13 protein-coding genes are annotated in these 16,785 nt (G+C 44.1%); 6 read left to right on the plus strand and 7 right to left on the minus strand.

Annotated elements, in window-relative coordinates; genetic code table 11:
- The first annotated feature begins 19 nt into the window (after positions 1-19).
- The 3 genes from ACY652_RS06525 (at position 20) to ACY652_RS06535 (ending at position 3,519) form a co-directional block, all read left to right on the plus strand.
- Complete coding sequence (locus ACY652_RS06525) at positions 20-913, plus strand: glycosyltransferase (RefSeq protein WP_462267230.1); 894 nt, start codon at positions 20-22, stop codon at positions 911-913.
- A gap of 152 nt (positions 914-1,065) precedes the next feature.
- Positions 1,066-2,217, plus strand: coding sequence for a glycosyltransferase family 4 protein (locus ACY652_RS06530; protein ID WP_462267231.1), 1,152 nt, complete (start codon positions 1,066-1,068; stop codon positions 2,215-2,217).
- A 63-nt stretch (positions 2,218-2,280) separates the two neighbouring features.
- The gene (locus ACY652_RS06535) at positions 2,281-3,519 is read left to right on the plus strand and encodes an O-antigen polymerase (RefSeq protein ID WP_462267232.1); all 1,239 of its coding nucleotides are present in this window, start codon (positions 2,281-2,283) and stop codon (positions 3,517-3,519) included.
- A gap of 4 nt (positions 3,520-3,523) precedes the next feature.
- Here ACY652_RS06535 and ACY652_RS06540 read toward each other — a convergent pair whose 3' ends face one another.
- Positions 3,524-4,726 carry an acyltransferase family protein gene (locus tag ACY652_RS06540; protein WP_462267233.1) on the minus strand — a complete coding sequence of 401 codons (1,203 nt, stop codon included), beginning with the start codon at positions 4,724-4,726 and terminating at the stop codon, positions 3,524-3,526.
- Positions 4,727-5,072: 346 nt separating this feature from the next.
- Between ACY652_RS06540 and ACY652_RS06545 the strand changes: the two genes are divergently transcribed.
- Together ACY652_RS06545 and ACY652_RS06550 are read left to right on the plus strand one after the other, a co-directional pair.
- Positions 5,073-6,164 carry a glycosyltransferase family 4 protein gene (locus ACY652_RS06545; RefSeq protein WP_462267234.1) on the plus strand — a complete coding sequence of 364 codons (1,092 nt, stop codon included), beginning with the start codon at positions 5,073-5,075 and terminating at the stop codon, positions 6,162-6,164.
- Positions 6,157-7,254, plus strand: a complete 1,098-nt coding sequence (locus ACY652_RS06550) for a glycosyltransferase family 4 protein (RefSeq protein ID WP_462267235.1) — start codon at positions 6,157-6,159, stop codon at positions 7,252-7,254. The genes ACY652_RS06545 and ACY652_RS06550 overlap by 8 nt, the downstream gene beginning before the upstream one ends.
- Positions 7,255-7,443: 189 nt before the next feature.
- On the opposite strand, the gene ACY652_RS06555 is transcribed toward ACY652_RS06550, so the two are convergent.
- From ACY652_RS06555 to ACY652_RS06575, 5 genes are all read right to left on the minus strand, one after another.
- Positions 7,444-8,682 (minus strand): cation:proton antiporter, encoded by a 1,239-nt coding sequence (locus tag ACY652_RS06555; protein WP_462267236.1) that lies wholly within the window; start codon positions 8,680-8,682, stop codon positions 7,444-7,446.
- A gap of 93 nt (positions 8,683-8,775) precedes the next feature.
- Positions 8,776-9,876: a DNA polymerase IV gene (dinB, locus tag ACY652_RS06560; RefSeq protein WP_462267237.1), complete on the minus strand. Its 1,101-nt coding sequence runs from the start codon at positions 9,874-9,876 to the stop codon at positions 8,776-8,778.
- Positions 9,877-10,003: 127 nt separating this feature from the next.
- Positions 10,004-11,923, minus strand: coding sequence for a glucosamine-6-phosphate deaminase (gene nagB, locus ACY652_RS06565; RefSeq protein ID WP_462267238.1), 1,920 nt, complete (start codon positions 11,921-11,923; stop codon positions 10,004-10,006).
- A gap of 424 nt (positions 11,924-12,347) precedes the next feature.
- The gene (locus tag ACY652_RS06570) at positions 12,348-12,959 is read right to left on the minus strand and encodes a hypothetical protein (protein ID WP_462267239.1); all 612 of its coding nucleotides are present in this window, start codon (positions 12,957-12,959) and stop codon (positions 12,348-12,350) included.
- A gap of 91 nt (positions 12,960-13,050) precedes the next feature.
- Positions 13,051-13,893 (minus strand): isoaspartyl peptidase/L-asparaginase, encoded by an 843-nt coding sequence (locus ACY652_RS06575; RefSeq protein ID WP_462267240.1) that lies wholly within the window; start codon positions 13,891-13,893, stop codon positions 13,051-13,053.
- Between the two features lie 763 nt (positions 13,894-14,656).
- Between ACY652_RS06575 and ACY652_RS06580 the strand changes: the two genes are divergently transcribed.
- Complete coding sequence (locus ACY652_RS06580) at positions 14,657-15,358, plus strand: hypothetical protein (protein ID WP_462267241.1); 702 nt, start codon at positions 14,657-14,659, stop codon at positions 15,356-15,358.
- A gap of 20 nt (positions 15,359-15,378) precedes the next feature.
- On the opposite strand, the gene ACY652_RS06585 is transcribed toward ACY652_RS06580, so the two are convergent.
- Positions 15,379-16,644 carry a sensor histidine kinase gene (locus ACY652_RS06585; protein ID WP_462267242.1) on the minus strand — a complete coding sequence of 422 codons (1,266 nt, stop codon included), beginning with the start codon at positions 16,642-16,644 and terminating at the stop codon, positions 15,379-15,381.
- Positions 16,645-16,785: the final 141 nt, after the last annotated feature.

The raw sequence follows: 16,785 nt of genomic DNA on the forward strand, positions 1-16,785 counted from the left end.
TCACTCAAAAAAGTAAAACATGAATAGCGTTGTTGCAGCCGTAGTTACCTACAACCGTTTTGAGTTAACCAAAGAGGTGATTGCCGCGCTCAAAAAACAGACCTATCCTTTAAAAGAGCTGCTGGTGATTAATAATTCCAGCACCGATGGTACCCGTGAATGGTTAGCGCAGCAGGAAGGTATCACCGTTATCGATCAGCCCAACAACGGCATTTCGGGCGGCGTGTATACGGCGGTAAAGCATGGCGCCAAAACCGGCGCCGACTGGACATGGGTGATGGACGATGACTCCATACCCACCGAAACGGCGCTGGAAAAGATGATGGAAAAGCTGCCGCGCATACAGGAGAAGGTAGGTTTTCTAAGCCCAAAATGCGTATGGACGGATGGCGGCATTCACTATATGAACATTCCGGATATTAAGAGCTACATTAATGGCGTTGCTTTTAACAAATATGATCAGCAGGGCGTGCTGATTACTGATAGCGGCTCGTTTGCTTCTATGGTCATCAGCACCGAGGCGGCCAAAGCAGTGGGTTTACCTTATGAGCACTTCTTCATTTGGGGCGATGACCAGGAATACAGCAAGCGCATTGCCGATGCCGGCTTCCCGGGCATATACTGCGGCGATAGCGTGGTGGTGCATAAAACACCTACCAACTACAACGTAGATGTATACAGCGCCTCGGTAAACCACATCTGGAAACATAAATACGGCTTCCGCAACGAGTTCTTTATGGTGAAGAAGCGCAAGGGCTGGCTGTATTTCGCCCCCTGGCTGGCGGCCAAGGTAGGCTACAGCGGCGCTAAAATTATGCTGAAGCGTAAGGATAACAAGCTGAAGTTTTTGGGCGCTCTACTAAATTCTGCCTGGAAATCTATCTGGTTTAAGCCGCAGATTGATAAGGTGTAGCTTCTAAATAAGAATTACACAGTAACAATTTACAAAACGCGTCATTGCGAGGTACGAAGCAATCTCTCTATGCTTAATTGAAACTTGGCGTAGAGAGATTGCTTCGTACCTCGCAATGACGCTTATCTGTTTTAAGAATAGTTTAGCATTATATGAAAACCAATGTACTATACGTATTCGGCGGTGAGAAGGCGCAGGGTGCCGAAATTGTAATTCAGCGCCTGATGGAGTATAATACAGCGGCTGTAAACCCGCATCTCTTCATCTCGCCCGGCAAGTTTGCCGACCGGCTGGTGGAAGAAAACAAAGGCTATCCGGTTACGTGCATCCATAACCTTAAAAAATTAAACCGCAGCCATACCAAGGCAGTTAATTTTTATTTGTCCGCCGTTAGAAACTACTTTGCCGTTTCATATCAGGTATATAAATACATTAAAAAGCATAACATCCAGGCCGTACATGCCAATACTATTGTTCCGGCTTCCTATCTGATCCCGCTTATCAGCTTCTTGCGCCTTACCGGGAAACGTGTTAAATTTTTGTGGAGCGATCACGATATCTCCTACTTTTCTAAGGTAGACTATCAGCTATCTAAACAATGCGTAAAACTGTATGATGCCACTTTGGTAGTATCACAGGCGGTAAAGCAAAAATACCCAGCTAATGATAAGGTTAAGGTGCTGTATAACGGCCTGGATACCCGTATATTTAAAGCCGATACTACACAAAGGGCAGCTTTCAGGGCGAAGCAGCAGTTACCGGATGATGCTCTGATAATTGGTATGCCAGCCGTAGTTACCCCCCGTAAGGGACAATTAGGGTTGATACAGGCGTTTAATCAACTGCTGCCGCAATTTTCAAATATTATCCTGCTCTTTGCAGGCGGTTATGAAGAGGCTACACCCGAATATTCTGCACAGGTAACGGAAGCGATACAAGCGAACAGAAAAATCATCCACATAGGCTATGCCGATAATATGGCCGCCTTTTACAATGGCTGCGATGTTATAGTAAGCAACAGCAACCTGGCAGGCAGCGAACCCTTAGGTACAACCATTTATGAAGCGATGGCCTGCCAAAAGATTGTAATAGCCGCCAACACCGGCGGCAGCAGCGAAATTATTGAAGACAGGGCAGATGGTTTTCTGTTTGAACCGGAGAATATTGATGCATTACAGCAAACGCTGGCTTACATTGTTAGCCATTATAATGAGTTAAATGCCATACGGGCGGCAGCGCTTGAAAAAGCGGCTTTTAAATTTAATATTACTGTCATGGCGCACCAATACAATAATATTTTATAAACTTTGTAACGCCGGGCGGCACCAGCTTGCTAAGTACAGGCTAAACCTGTTATCTTTACCGTATTGGACACCTTTTTAATATTTCTGTCATTTAGCATCCTCACCTTTGCAGCGTACATTGTTTGGCCAAGCAGATTTAATGTTTTAGGCCATGCAGGGGCAGCAGCCAGCTTTATTGCTATTGTTGTACCTACATTTATCTTGCATCTGCCCGAAAAAGCCCCCGCTGATATTGTTGGCCTTTATACTAACATACTGGTACTGGGTGTAATTTCATTTTTACCGGGTATGATAGCCGGTTTCAATGTGGGTAAGTACATGCGTACCAATTTCTCTTTTGATATAATGGAGCCCGATGCTTATGAAAGGCGCATTATTAAACTTACCAAAATACTGTTACTGGTGGGCATTGTAGGTTTAGCAGTTAGCTACGCGGGTATGGGCTTTATTCCTATGTTTGCAGCCAACCCCATTGCGGCCAAACTGTTCAGGGATCAATACCAGGCCCCTTATTATCGTGTTGCCGTTATATTTCGCAGTTCGTGGTTTATACTTACTACCATCATACCCATTGCCTGTATCATCTGGTACAAATACCGCTCTAAATTTTTTTTGTTCGCCACACTGGTAGCCGTAACCTTAATGATTGCCTCCCTGCAGCGCAGCGGAGCATTTAATGGTATTGTATTCGCGTTTATTATTGTAATGGCATTTAAGAGCCGCAAGCACTTCGTTATACTCATGGTTGTGCTTACCGGAATTTTTGTAATGAGTTCTTTTTTCTATTACATTGTAGGCGTAAGAACTTTTGATACCGACCGGGATATATGGGAAGTAATCGGCGAAAGTTCGCCGGATATTCGCGACCAGTTGCAGTTTCTCGAATTTTTTGAAGCTAACCCTGAATATACGTATGGCCGTACTATTTACGGTGGCTTAATTCCGGGGCATTACAAGTGGAACCCGGCAGTATATACATTGCTTATAATTAACCCTGGCCGTGATATTAACGAACTGGAGTCGGGCGGCTTGCGGCTGGTGGTACCTTTGTGGGGATACGTGTCTTTTAGCTGGCCGGGGGTAGTAGTTTACAGTCTGCTCACCGGCTTGTTCAGCGGCCTGTTTTTGGGTATGCTTAAATCTATGTTTAAACGCTATCAATCCATTATCATACGTACCACTGCACTTATCACCTTTGGTAGTATCTTCGGCATACTGGCAGGCTTTACAACACTCACATTTTACATGATACCGCCTGCCATCATCAGCCTGTTCTACATGTACCGTTTCAGGCTGAAATAGCTGGCTATATTATTACAGATTGCGGTTTATTTAGTAATGCCGCTTCTTTTAAAACTGCCTCAGTTTGTTTTACCGGTAAGCTATCCAGCGGCTGGGGCACGGGCTTAACCTTGCGCCAGCGCAGCAACGGTAATACAGATCTGCTGAAGCGCATTTCAATGTGCTTGAACGTCCAGGCCGATACGAAGTAAATCACCGCATAATTTACCACAAATAAATACACATAAGCCGAAGGCGGAAGTTTAAATAACCGGATGAAAAGAATGTTGAACAAGCTCATGATCAGGTTATGCGTCATGTAGATGGAATACGAATACGTACCGTTTTGATGCAGGAACACCGAACGCTTCAGCAAACGGGATATCCAGCCGCCTTCGAAAGCAAAAATAAGTATAGCGGTAAAAAACTGCACCTCGTATATATAGCTAAAAGGCTTAAGCGCTTGCCCGAAAGCAATCATTACAATGGTGCCTGATACAAATACCGTTTCTAGCAGGTGAAACAAATAAGAGGGCAGCCGCAGTACCTGATCACGTATGGCGCGGTAAGTATTGTAGCAAAGCACCCCGGTAAAAAAGCCAATAATGCCCCGCAGAAAACCATAATCATAAGTATATACCAGTTCAAACTTGCCGGTGGCGCTATATAAGGCAAAAGCGGCTGCCAGCACTACCAGCAGGTAAATTATATTTTTAATACGGGTTAACTTTACCCGGTTGATACTTACAATAACCAGGCTAAACAGGAAATAAGAAATTACCTCGGCACTAATAGACCAGCTCGGCCCGTTCCAGCTTACACTGGTTACGCCCGGCACTTTAACCGAGTTGATGAGCAGCAGGTTGGTAATAATGGTAGTAATGTTGTTGTTGCTGGTGGTGGTGTTAAAATGAATGTAATGAGCAGCCCCTCCACGCATAAGTCCAATCAGCATGTAAAGCAAGAACATGAACAAGTGTAGCGGGTATACGCGTAAAAATCGCTTTTTATAAAATGTTTTGAGCTCGGGCCAGGTACTCAGATGCTGATAGCTATAGGCAATTACAAACCCGCTGAGTATAAAAAAGAAGTCGACCAGCAGGTCGGCGTTGGATACAAAAGAATTTTTTATAATAAAGGTTGCCGCAAATGGCGATAAATGGTATAAAAATACAAAGCCTGCAAATACCCCCCTGAAGATATCCAAAACAGTAAATCTTTCCTTCATGTAAAATTATATATCTATACGATGCAGTTTATAATGAGCAAATAATATTTGAACACATTTAGGCAAACAAACGTTTGGGGGTCATAACGTTTGGTGGCGCAAAAGTACTTATTTCCTTATAAGAAATAAAAATTCATTTTTGGAAATCTGCTTTATGGCAAAAACCGTAACAAAGTAAGTGATTTGTTTTAATATAGCACTTACTTACCGTACGCCTCTTTATATTTATTGCAGCTCCGGTATTTTGATGTAAATTTGCCTGTAAATACTTTGCTGTTTCCTGCATACAATTGCCGCTTTACCACAAACAAATTGCCTGTTTTACGTGTACTTTGTGCACCCGCTCATGATTAAACGAACTCAAATTTTTCTGAACGGCCGCTTCCTCACCATGCCGCTTACCGGCGTACAGCGAACTGCTTATGAACTGGTTACCGCGCTCGACCACTTGATTGAGGAAAATAAGATTGATGGCCAATACTATGAATTTATACTGATTTACTCGGGTGCCATTATTAACCCTATACAATTAAAGCATATCACACTGCTGCAAAAAGGGATATTGAAAGGCAACCTTTGGGAGCAGCTGGAGCTGCCGGTATATACCACCGGTAAACTACTCATCAGTATGTGCACCATTGCGCCGCTGCTGAAGCGTAAGCAGATGGTAATTGTGCATGATGCCTCTTTTGTAGTAAATCCGCAATATTTTTCAAAAGCCTTTCGTACCTGGTATCAGCAGGCTATTCCCCTGCTGGCCCGGCGCTCAAGGCACATGATTACGGTATCGCAATTCTCTAGGCACGAGCTGGTAAAACACAGCGGCTTTAATTCTGATAAAACTTCGGTAATTTACAATGCGGCCGACCATATCCTCAATTATGAGGAGCCGGACGAAGCATTTAAAGAAAAAATCAACCGGCTTAAACCCTACTGCCTGGCCGTAAGCAGCTTGGGCGCCAACAAAAACTTTAAAGGGCTGAGCGAAGCTATTGCTAAAATAGATTTTTCCGGGTACCACATGCTCATTGCCGGCGGCGTGATTGGCGCCCTGAAGCATTCAGCATCAGCAAGTGATGCCGTAACCTACCTGGGTTATGTATCTAATGCTGAACTAAAATATCTGTACAGCAATGCATCCTTGTTCGTATTCCCTTCCTTTTACGAGGGCTTTGGCATTCCGCCGCTTGAGGCTATGATGCTGGGCTGCCCGGTGGCGGCCTCCAATACCTCATCATTACCCGAGGTGCTGAATGATGCCTGCGCTTACTTTAACCCGGCAGATACCGGCAGTATCGCAGCTTCTATCCGTTCGCTTATTAGTGATAATGCTAAATTAGCCGAATTCAGGGCTAAAGGGTTGGAACAGGTAAAAAAGTACAGCTGGAAGAAAAGTGCGTTGCAACTATTTGCTTTAATTAAACAGTATAGTGCCTAAACAGAAAATATTACACATTACGCAGGCTACCGGCGGTGTAAAAACCTACGTAGCGCATGTGCTGGAGTATGCCGATCCTGAACAATTCGAGTTTGCCATTATTGCACCGGCTGATGACTATTTCGAAAGCTTTTGCCGCCGGCGGGCAGTGCCTTACTACACCATTGATTTAGAACGGGGAAATAATCCGCTTAAAAACACGGCGGTGCTCTCGCAAATTATCAGGGCCATTAAAAAGGAAAAGCCGGCTATTATACATGCCCATAGCGCTAAAGGCGGCTTTTTAGGGCGGCTGGCAGCTAAACTTACCAAAACCATGGTAATTTATACGCCACATGCTTTTTCATTTATGTCGTTTACCGGCGGTAAACGCATGGCTTTTTTTATGCTGGAGATTATAGCCCGCAGTTGGACTACCCTGCTACTGGCTATTTCTTATTCAGAGGCAAGCCGTGCCGTAAACGAGGTAGGGCTGCCGCCCGAAAAGGTAAAGACTATTTTAAATGCTGTGCCTGTACATAAGCCTGCTGTTCACAAAGAGCAACCCGGCCCATTGAAAATACGGATGATTGGCCGGTTAACGCATCAAAAGAACCCGTTGTTATTCCTGGAAGTTGCCCACAGGTTGCTGTCCGGCTATGAGAACCTGGAGTTTGCCATACTGGGTGCGGGTATACATGATCACCTTACCGATGAAATTGATGCTTTTCTGATTAAAAACAAACTGCAGGATAAGGTAAAGATTGAGCAGTGGGGCAATGTAAGCACCGGGCAAACCTTTTTGCAGGAAACTGATATTTATGTGATGACTTCCATTTTTGAGGGCTTGCCCTTCTCTTTGCTGGAAGCCATGCTGGCCGGCATCCCCTGCGTGGTAACACGGGTAGATGGCAATACCGATGTAATACAGAACAACGAGAACGGTTTTTCCTGCCTTAGCGTGGAGGAGTTTTGTAAAAAGCTGGAACTGCTGATCAACAACGAAGCGCTCCGGCAACGAATAGGCCAGGCAGGCCGTGATTATGTAATAGCGCACCATGACATTCAAAAGAATATAAAACAACTGGAAGCTATCTATCAGGGGCTATAGAAATAAAAATGCTTTTATTGCGAGGAGGAATGACGAAGCAATCCCGTTGTTAGCAGGTCGAACAGGCATAGCTACGGGGTGGTGCCCGTTCCTCGCAATGAACAACTGGTGTTTGTATACTGTTCATAAATATACCCAAAGTTAGCTTTATTCCTATATGCTATTAAATTTAATTGCTGTTTTATAAACTTATGTTGAAATAAGTTTTTGCGTTACTTTTCCAATAGTAAGCCCTTGCACTAAAATTGAAAATACAACGATGATGTAAGTTATCGGCACAAATTCGTCGCGGTGCATGGCAGGGGTTAATGATAGCGCCAGGGCAACAGATATGCCTCCTCTTAAACCGCCCCAGGTTAATATCGCAGTCACATTTTTTTCAAAGTTCACCCAGCGTTTCAATAACAGCACTGGTAACAGCACTGAAATCCAGCGGGCCGCCAGTACCACAATGATGCAGATGCAGCCAATGAACAATATGGTGGGGTTAATTTTAATAACCAGCATTTCCAGCCCCATAAGTAAAAACAGAACAGCATTAAATATTTCATCAATCAACTCCCAAAACTTGTCCAGATAATCACGGCTCAGGTCTGACATTACCTCATCCTTCACTTTATTACCGGTAATTATGCCTGCTACCACCATAGCCAGCGGGCCTGATACATGCAGCAAACCAGCCAGGTAATAGCCCCCCATTACTATGGCCAGCGTAATCAGCACTTCAATTTTGTAATCATCAATAGAACGCAGCGCCTGGTAACCTATGTAGCCCAATACTACCCCGAACAATACGCCGCCCAACGCCTCCTGCATAAAGAGCAGCCCTATACTTAAAGGAGTTATCTGGCCTGCCCCGGAATGAATAATTTCTAAGACAGTGGTAAAAATCACCACAGCCACGCCATCATTGAATAATGACTCGCCGGATATTTTGAGTTCGAGGCTGGCAGGGATTTTTGCATCTTTCAATATTCCCAGTATTGCTACCGGATCTGTAGGCGAAATAAGCGCTCCGAATAACAGGCAGTAAATAAAGGGTACTGAAAAGCCAAACCAGGCAAATACATACCAGGCAATACCACCAATTATAAACGTAGAAACCAGTGTACTTATGGTGGCCAGTACAATTACCGGCAGACGTTCTTTTTTTAACTGCCTTGCATTGATATGAATAGAGCCGGCAAACAGTAAAAAGCTTAACATAAAATCCATCAGCAATTGCTGAAAATCTATAGAAGCTACCAGCCGGACTGCTTTTTGAGAAATTTGAGGATAAGATAGGCCTGCAATCACCAGCAGCAAAGAGCACAGCAGGGAAATAACCATAATACCAATAGTAGGCGGCCATTTAATAAAGCGATGATTGAGGTAGGCAAACACCGCAGTAAGAACAATAATGATGGTAATAATCTGATTAGGCTGCATTAAGTAGGGAAAAAGATACTGTTACAATAAGAGCCAGTAGGGTTAAATGTTTCCGCTAAATTATTACGGTGTGTATTTGCACGTATGGCAGATTCAATCAAACAGCCTTAACTGCCATTCGGCTTCGCCTCGTACCTTAATTACCGGCTCGTTAAAGTTAGATAAGGTGATACCTAACAACCGCACTTTATCCTCCTCGTTATGTACAGCAGCCATCAACTGTTTAGCCATCGCCTCAATGTCCGGCATTTTACTTATGGGGTTAGTAACCGACTGGCTGCGGGTAATCTGTTTAAAATTGCTGTATTTTACCTTTAATGTTAAGGTTCGTCCCTGTAAATTGTAACGCTTTAAGCGTTCAGCTACCAGCACGGCAATCTTTTCCAGTTCGGTGTTCATTTCCTCCAGCGTGGTCAAGTCGTACGGGAAGGTATCTTCAGCGCCCATTGATTTAGTTTCGCGATGGGGCTGCACCTCGCGGTTATCCATACCACGTACAATGTGGTAGTAAAAGCGGCCTGCCTTGCCAAAGTGGTGTATGAGTTGCTGTTCGGAAAGCTGTTTCAGGTCGGCACCGGTATGCAGGCCCATACCTTTCATTTTTGTGGCGGTAACTTTACCTACGCCAAAAAATTTCTCTACCGGCAGCTGCTCCATAAACTTTTCGATGGAAGACGGACCAATAAATTTCAATCCGTTGGGCTTATTGATATCCGAAGCAATTTTGGCGATAAACTTATTTACAGATACACCGGCCGAAGCCGTGAGTTGTAATTCATCGAAAATAGCCTGCTTGATTTGCCGGGCCACTTCAATGGCCGAGCCGATGCCTAATTTATCTTCAGTAACATCCAGATAAGCCTCATCCAGCGAGAGCGGCTCAATCAGGTCAGTATAGCGGGAAAATATCTCGCGGATGTGCCTGGACACCTCCTTGTACACTGCAAAGCGCGGCCTTACAAACAAAGCATGTGGGCATAGCTGCAATGCTTTTTTTGACGACATGGCCGAGCGGATACCGAATTTTCTGGCCTCGTAGCTGGCCGTAGCGACCACGCCGCCCCGCCCTTCGGGCAAACCACCTACCACCAGCGGCTTACCGCGATATTCGGGGTAGTCGCGCTGCTCTACCGAAGCATAGAAGGCATCCATATCGATATGAATGATTTTACGTAAAGGAGCAGCAGAAAGCATATACAAAGATAAGCCCGGTGCGCTAATTTACAGGTACTCCTGCGCTATATCAGCAAAACACCACCATACTATATTCGGCATGGTGGTGTGTGCAAAACTTACAGTATTGCCAAAGGGCAGCAAGGCATTAAAAATGGTACCTTACAAAGGCTTCCATAGCCGCATACTCGGCCAGGCCCAACTGGTCATAGCATTTAGCGGTCTGCCGGTTGCGGTCTTCGGCACGTACCCAAAATTCGCGTGCATCCTCACCCGGAAATACCGGCCTGTCTTTTTGCGACTGGTGCTTGAATATGGCATTACGCTTACGCAGTACTTCCTGCGGCGAGAGCGGTACCGCCATTTCAATTTCATACGGCTCGAACTCATGCCATGCACCGCGATACAGCCACAGCCAGCAATCCTTTACCCAAGCTTCAGTTTCCTTAAGGCGATTGAGGGCTGCTAAAATAATATTGAAGCATACAATATGCGTTCCGTGCGGATCTGCAAAATCGCCTGCGGCAAATACCTGCTGCGGCTTTACTTTTTGCAGCAGCTGCATGGTAAGTTCCACATCGGCATCGCTTACCGAATTCTTTTGGGTCTTGCCGGTTTCGTAAAACGGCAGAGCCATAAAGTGAATATTCTCGTCCGGTAAACCGGCAAAACGTGCCCCGGCAATCGCTTCCGTTTTACGGATGAACCCTTTTACATTGCGTATTTCCTGGGTATCTATTTCGTTGGGCTTCTTTCGCACCATAAAGCTGCGCATGTTCTCGTACACCTGCTGTAATTCGCTTACATCTTTACCCAGGCTCCGGTCAAAATCAATACTGAACTCCACGAAGCGCAGTACATCATCATCCCAAACGGCGGTGTTGCCCGAGGTTTGGTAGGCCACATGCACCTCGTGCCCCTGGTCTACCAAGCGGATAAAGGTACCGCCCATCGAGATCACATCATCGTCAGGATGCGGAGAGAAAACGATAGCGCGTTTCTTAGCGGGGTTGGCCCGCTCTGGCCGCTGCGAGTCATCGGCATTGGGCTTACCGCCCGGCCAGCCGGTAATGGTATGCTGTATCTGGTTAAAAATATCAATGTTGATGTTATACACCGGCCCCTGCTCAGTGGCCAGCTGCGCCATGCCATGGGTGTTATAATCATCCTCGGTAAGTTTCAGGATAGGTTTTTTTACAGTAAAGGCCAGCCATAGTACGGCTTTCTTTTTCAAGGTATTTTCCCATACACAATCCTTTACCAGCCAGGGCGTATCAAAACGGGTAAGATCAGAGGCGGCGGCGGCATCCAGCACAAATTCCACATGCTCATTCAGCTGCAGGTAAGTGGCCGGTACATCGCCCGAAATTTCGCCCTCTACCGCCGACTTTATGATAGGTGCTTTTTTAGCGCTCCAGGCCATCAGTATAATTTCGCGGGCCTTAAAGATGGTACCGATACCCATAGTAATGGCCTTGGTAGGTACATTTTGCTTGCCGCCAAAATCACGGGCGGCATCACTGCGGGTCAGGTCGTCTAAAGTTACCAAACGGGTACCCGAATTAGGAGCAGAGCCCGGCTCATTGAAACCGATGTGGCCGGTACGGCCGATGCCTAAAATCTGCAGATCTAAACCGCCCAATTCCTCAATCTGCTGCTCATAGCGCAGGCAGAAGCCGGCAATATCATCTATCGGCAATGTACCGTCTGGAATATGAATATTCCCCCTGTCTATATCAATATGATTAAACAGGTTCTCATTCATAAACGTAACATAGCTTTGTGCGGCGGTAGGCTGCATAGGATAGTACTCATCCAGGTTGAAGGTGATTACGTCCTTAAAGCTCAGCCCTTCTTCGCGGTGCAGGCGCACTAACTCTTTATATACGCCAACAGGGGTAACACCGGTGGCTAAACCCAGCACTGTTTTTTTTCCCTGACTTTGACGTGAACTAATGAGGCCGGCAATGCGGCGGGCTACCTGCAGCGAGGCTTCGTGCTGGTTGGGGTAAACACTAACCGGCAGCTTTTCATACCGGGTTTCTTCCAGGAGGTTTAATCTGGCCATAAAAAAGGTAGTTTATGAGATGAGTGATTGTAAGCGCAGCAGGGGTGTGCCCGGCGGGGCGAAAAGGAAAAAGCTGGTAAAATTACGTTCATGCCGGTTAAACATGAGTTGGGTATTTTTACATTTTGCTTCATACTATGGTTAAAGGCTTAGCTGCTTATTTAATATGGTATAAACCAGCTGCCTTGCTTCAATTTTTAGTGATGCCTAAAAATTTTACAATGTTAAGGTTTTAAAACGCACCTGCGAATATTTTTTTAAAACTATACTTACTGGTAAGGATAAGGCCTAAAAAATATCACTATACTTAAATTTAGGGTTTTAAAAAGAGGCAATTGTTCGTTTCTTAGTATGATGCAGCTATAAAACAGCAAAGGCCGATAGTATTACCGGCCTTTGCTGTTTTATAATATTTTAGTAACTATCAATTCACCATCGCTGTAGTTTGCAGGGCGTCATCATATCGCAAATCTGTACGTACTGATACAAAACGGTTATGCTGAATAGCGTTCAGGCTTTTTTCTACCTCCAGCAAATCGTTCAGGTAGCCTTTATTGCTGGCAATATCGCGGGCTTCCAGCAAATCCTGTTGTGCAAGCACAAAATCACCAATGGCTGATTTAATATAGGCCAACTGGATCAGGTTGGCAATAGTCAGCTTATTGTTGTTTTGGGTACGCGAAATATTGTTGCTCTGCAAAAAAAACCATTTGGCTTCTGATAACCGGTTTTGCTGAATGTACAACTGGGCCAAATCGTTAAAATCATAGCTGGCAATATCATACATGCGGAAACGCATGTGATGCTGTGCTACTTTGGTTACCTGGGCTTGCAGCAGTTCTAAATTATAATCACTGCGCCCAACAGAGGTAATGTACAATTTAGGACGAATGATTTTGCTTTTAGGCATTTTAAAGGCGATGCACTTAGCCGGAATTAAATCGGGCATACGCTGGCGTTTACCAAAAATAGACCATTGCGCCGAAGCTGAAAAGCTTAAACAGGCAGTCAATAACAACAGGAATAGATGCTTCATTAATAAGTTACGCAGGGTTTAATTAAATAAATTAATTAGTACGTAAATATACTCACGCTTTGATGAAATTAGCAATAGACCAATTGTCATATTATTCAAAAAAACTTACCTGTTCTTCATGGCTTGCCCAAACCATATAGGGATGCGTATCAGCATGATATACTTCCCCTGAAGCCGAAAGGGCGACCACCCCTGCAAAGCCATTATAAGGTTTTAATTCGGCTAAGGTCTTGTCTACCGCCTGTGCCAATGCCATACCATCGGTTACCCGTACCGCAATTTTAGCGGCAACAGCACCGCTTACAATGTCTTCGCCCACCCCTGTACAAGAGATGCCGGCATGGGCGTTAGCATAATTTCCGGCTACGGTGGCCGAATCGCTTACCCTGCCCGGTATTTCGAAGCCTTTACCTCCGGTTGAAGTTCCGGCTGCTATATTACCCGCCGCATCCAGCGCCACACAACCTACCGTACCTAATCTTACCGAATCATTTAGTTTTTTTTCATACTCCTGCCGGCGCTGCGGTGTTTCGGGGTTGTAATAATTAAAGCCGTTATCGCGGGCAAAAGCTAAAGCGCCCTCACCGCTCAACACCCGGTCATCATAAAGCATCAGCTTTTCGGCCACCTGTATCGGGTTTTTGATGTCTTCCGTATTAATTATGCCCGAAAATCGCTGGGTACGGCCATCCATCAGGGCGGCGCTCAGGCGTATGCGCCCATCGCTTTGTATCTGCGAGCCGGTACCGGCATTAAATAAGTCGCTGTCTTCCAGCAAACTTATAGTGTATACCACCGTTTCGGCCGCTGTATGGTGCTGCAGATAAGCATACCCGGTTTCAACAATAGCTTTCAGCGCCTGCTGCTTGGCTACCTTTACCTCGTGGTTGGTATTCGACTCACTGAAGAAGCCGCCGTGTATAATCAGTTTCATTAAATTATTGTACTGAATTTTAAAGAATGATACGTCTTTTAACTATATTATATCAGTACAGCAAAAATATGCAATCGGTACAGTAGGGCTGTTATCTTGTTATAAATAAAAATGTAAATTGCCTGTACCCTGCTTTTAAAGTAAGTCATCTTAACTAATGCATGTATCATGGTAGTGTATTTTAAATTAATTTGGTAATACATTACATTAAAACCTACAATTCTGTAAGAATCGGGAATAAGAATGATTAATATATTAATATTAGCTTCAACTATTGCTATTATATCTAAGCTAAGTTATCTGTTCAACCGCTAAAATATGCTCATAATTGAACAGGGCGATGGATCCATACCATTACTGGCCAAAACGCTTAAATTATGCTTACTGCTATCAGATGCAGGCTTGTATTTATTTTTTATATTACCTGATTGATCATACTGTATTCTCAACATATCGATAGGATAACGAGCTTACATATTTAAATCATTACTACATTTGGCGACTTGGAATTGTTGGTTTCTTATTAGCTGAGAGAAAAAATATACTTTACAAAGGCAGAAAGCAATGACAGGCGAGGCTATACAGCATTTCTTTAGGACTCATTAACTGCTTTTAAAATTAGCAAATTCTACCATATAAATTGACCTGCCTCGCAATTATTAATTTATAGAAGTAAACATAATTAGCTATACTAGGCGTAATATAATTATTTATAATTTTTAATTTAACCTTTGTTATATTTGATGTAATAAAACGCCCTATTATGAAAAAAATAACCTTAGCAGCTTTGATATTTCTAACTGCTACAATAGCGTCAACTGTAAAAGCGCAGACAAACAAAAGCAAAAAAATAAACCTTGGTGACGGATCGCAACTCGTATATGAAGTAAGCGATAATGGAAAAACCAAAAATGGCACTTATGTAGTAAACAATAGGGAGAACAAAGGACTATGGATGAACGGTTATTATAAAGATGATACTCCTATAGGTACCTGGACTTTCTTTAACTCAAAGTATGAGCCGGCTTTGCGCTATAATTATAGTCAGAAAAAAGTAACCTACATTAATAATGACAGCTTTAAAGATATCAGTGTCAAGGTTTTAAGTAATGACACATCCATTGCTAAGGGAGCAAGTATTCCTATTCCACTGTGCTCAATGGATGAACTAAAATCCTTAATAAGCAGTAAAATTTATTTACTTTATGACAATGTACATGATGATATGGATGTTACTGTTACCGCACATATAAATAAGGAAGGGAAAGCATCATATACAGCATTTTACCCGTCATCTAATGGAAAAATGGAATCTTCTAACTTAACTTTGAACAACGGACAATTTAAAATTGTATGGTTACCCAGCCGCTATAACAATGAGCCTGTAGATTCTGAATTTTCCTTAGTGATAAAGATAACTCCTGCTAATGCAGAAAGGTGGCACCGCTTTAGGTGGGACATATAAAAATTGCTTACAAAAAGCGGCTAAGCATTGCTTAAAGCCGCTTTTTGCAGTAACCTGGTTTTGGGTGCCCTTCCTAAAACGTTTAACACAATACGGAAGGTGGTGCCTTTTCCTAACTCAGAATCCTTTACAAAGATCTGCCCGTTATGGTAATTTTCCACCATGCGCTTGGTAAGCGACAGGCCCAACCCCCAGCCCCGCTTGCGGGTAGTGTAACCCGGCCTGAACACGGTATCAAATTTTGAGCGGGGAATGCCTTTACCAGTATCGGTTACGTCAATATAGATCAGTTTTTTAGTTTTACTGGCACCTATATTCACGCTGATATTTCCTGTACCTTCAATGGCGTTTACGGCGTTTTTCAGCAGGTTTTCAATCACCCAGTCAAACAGCGGTATATTGATGCCGGCCTGCAATTGCTGGTTGCCGTGAAGCTCAAAGTTGATTTTATTGCTTACCCGTACTTTAAAATAATTTATAAAGTCCTCTACTACAGCATATACCGAATGCTGCTCCAATACTGGCTTGGAGCCAATTTTCGAAAAACGGTCGGCCACAATTTCCAGCCGCTTTACATCATTTTCCATCTCCAGCATCAGCGGGTCCTGCTCGGCGTTAAACTTATCCTTAATCAGCTCAATCCAGGCCATCAGCGAAGATATTGGCGTGCCTAACTGGTGGGCCGTTTCTTTGGCCAGCCCCACCCAAACCTGGTTCTGTTCTGATTTGCGCGACGAGCTAAAGGCTGTGTAGGCGGCCAGCAGGAAAATGGCAATAACCGTAAGCTGTATATAAGGAAATACCCGTAACTGGGTTAACAGCAGCGAATCTTTATAATATACCAGCCAGTACCCCTTACCAAAGCCATAACCGGTTTTAATACGTATGGGCTCATGCTGCGATTTCATCATCTCCAGCTCCGACTTAAAGTACTCAGGATCATATACTTTAGCTTTTTGCCCCGGCTCCAGCACCTCGTTGGTGAGCTTGATAAAGGTTTTGGTCGAATCCAGTTCGCGGGCGTTGATGATGTCGCCCTTGTCATCGGTAATGATGGCCGGAACGGTCAAGCTATCGCGCACGGCGAAGGCGAAATTCAGGTAATCGTTATCATCTGAGGATAGTAACTGCTTCATTGTCAGGGCCCATACTTGGGCGCGGGTACGCTCGGAGCGGGCAATGTTCTTAACCAGATATTTGGTATACAGCAGTGAGCCGCTGGCAATAATAAGGGCAAAGGCCAGCAGTATATATTTCCAGCGTTTGTTTTGTTGATACGGATTCATAAGCCTTTCAAATTACGCAATTTGGCGTGGGATAGTATACGATGCCGTAAAAAATCTATTGCGCTGTGTTAGTTAACAGCAGTGCCGGTAAGTAGTTTTCTATGTGTAAAAGAAGCGCATTAACATTCATAAAAGTCGATA

This window comes from Mucilaginibacter sp. (assembly GCF_965200995.1).
GTDB lineage: Bacteria > Bacteroidota > Bacteroidia > Sphingobacteriales > Sphingobacteriaceae > Mucilaginibacter.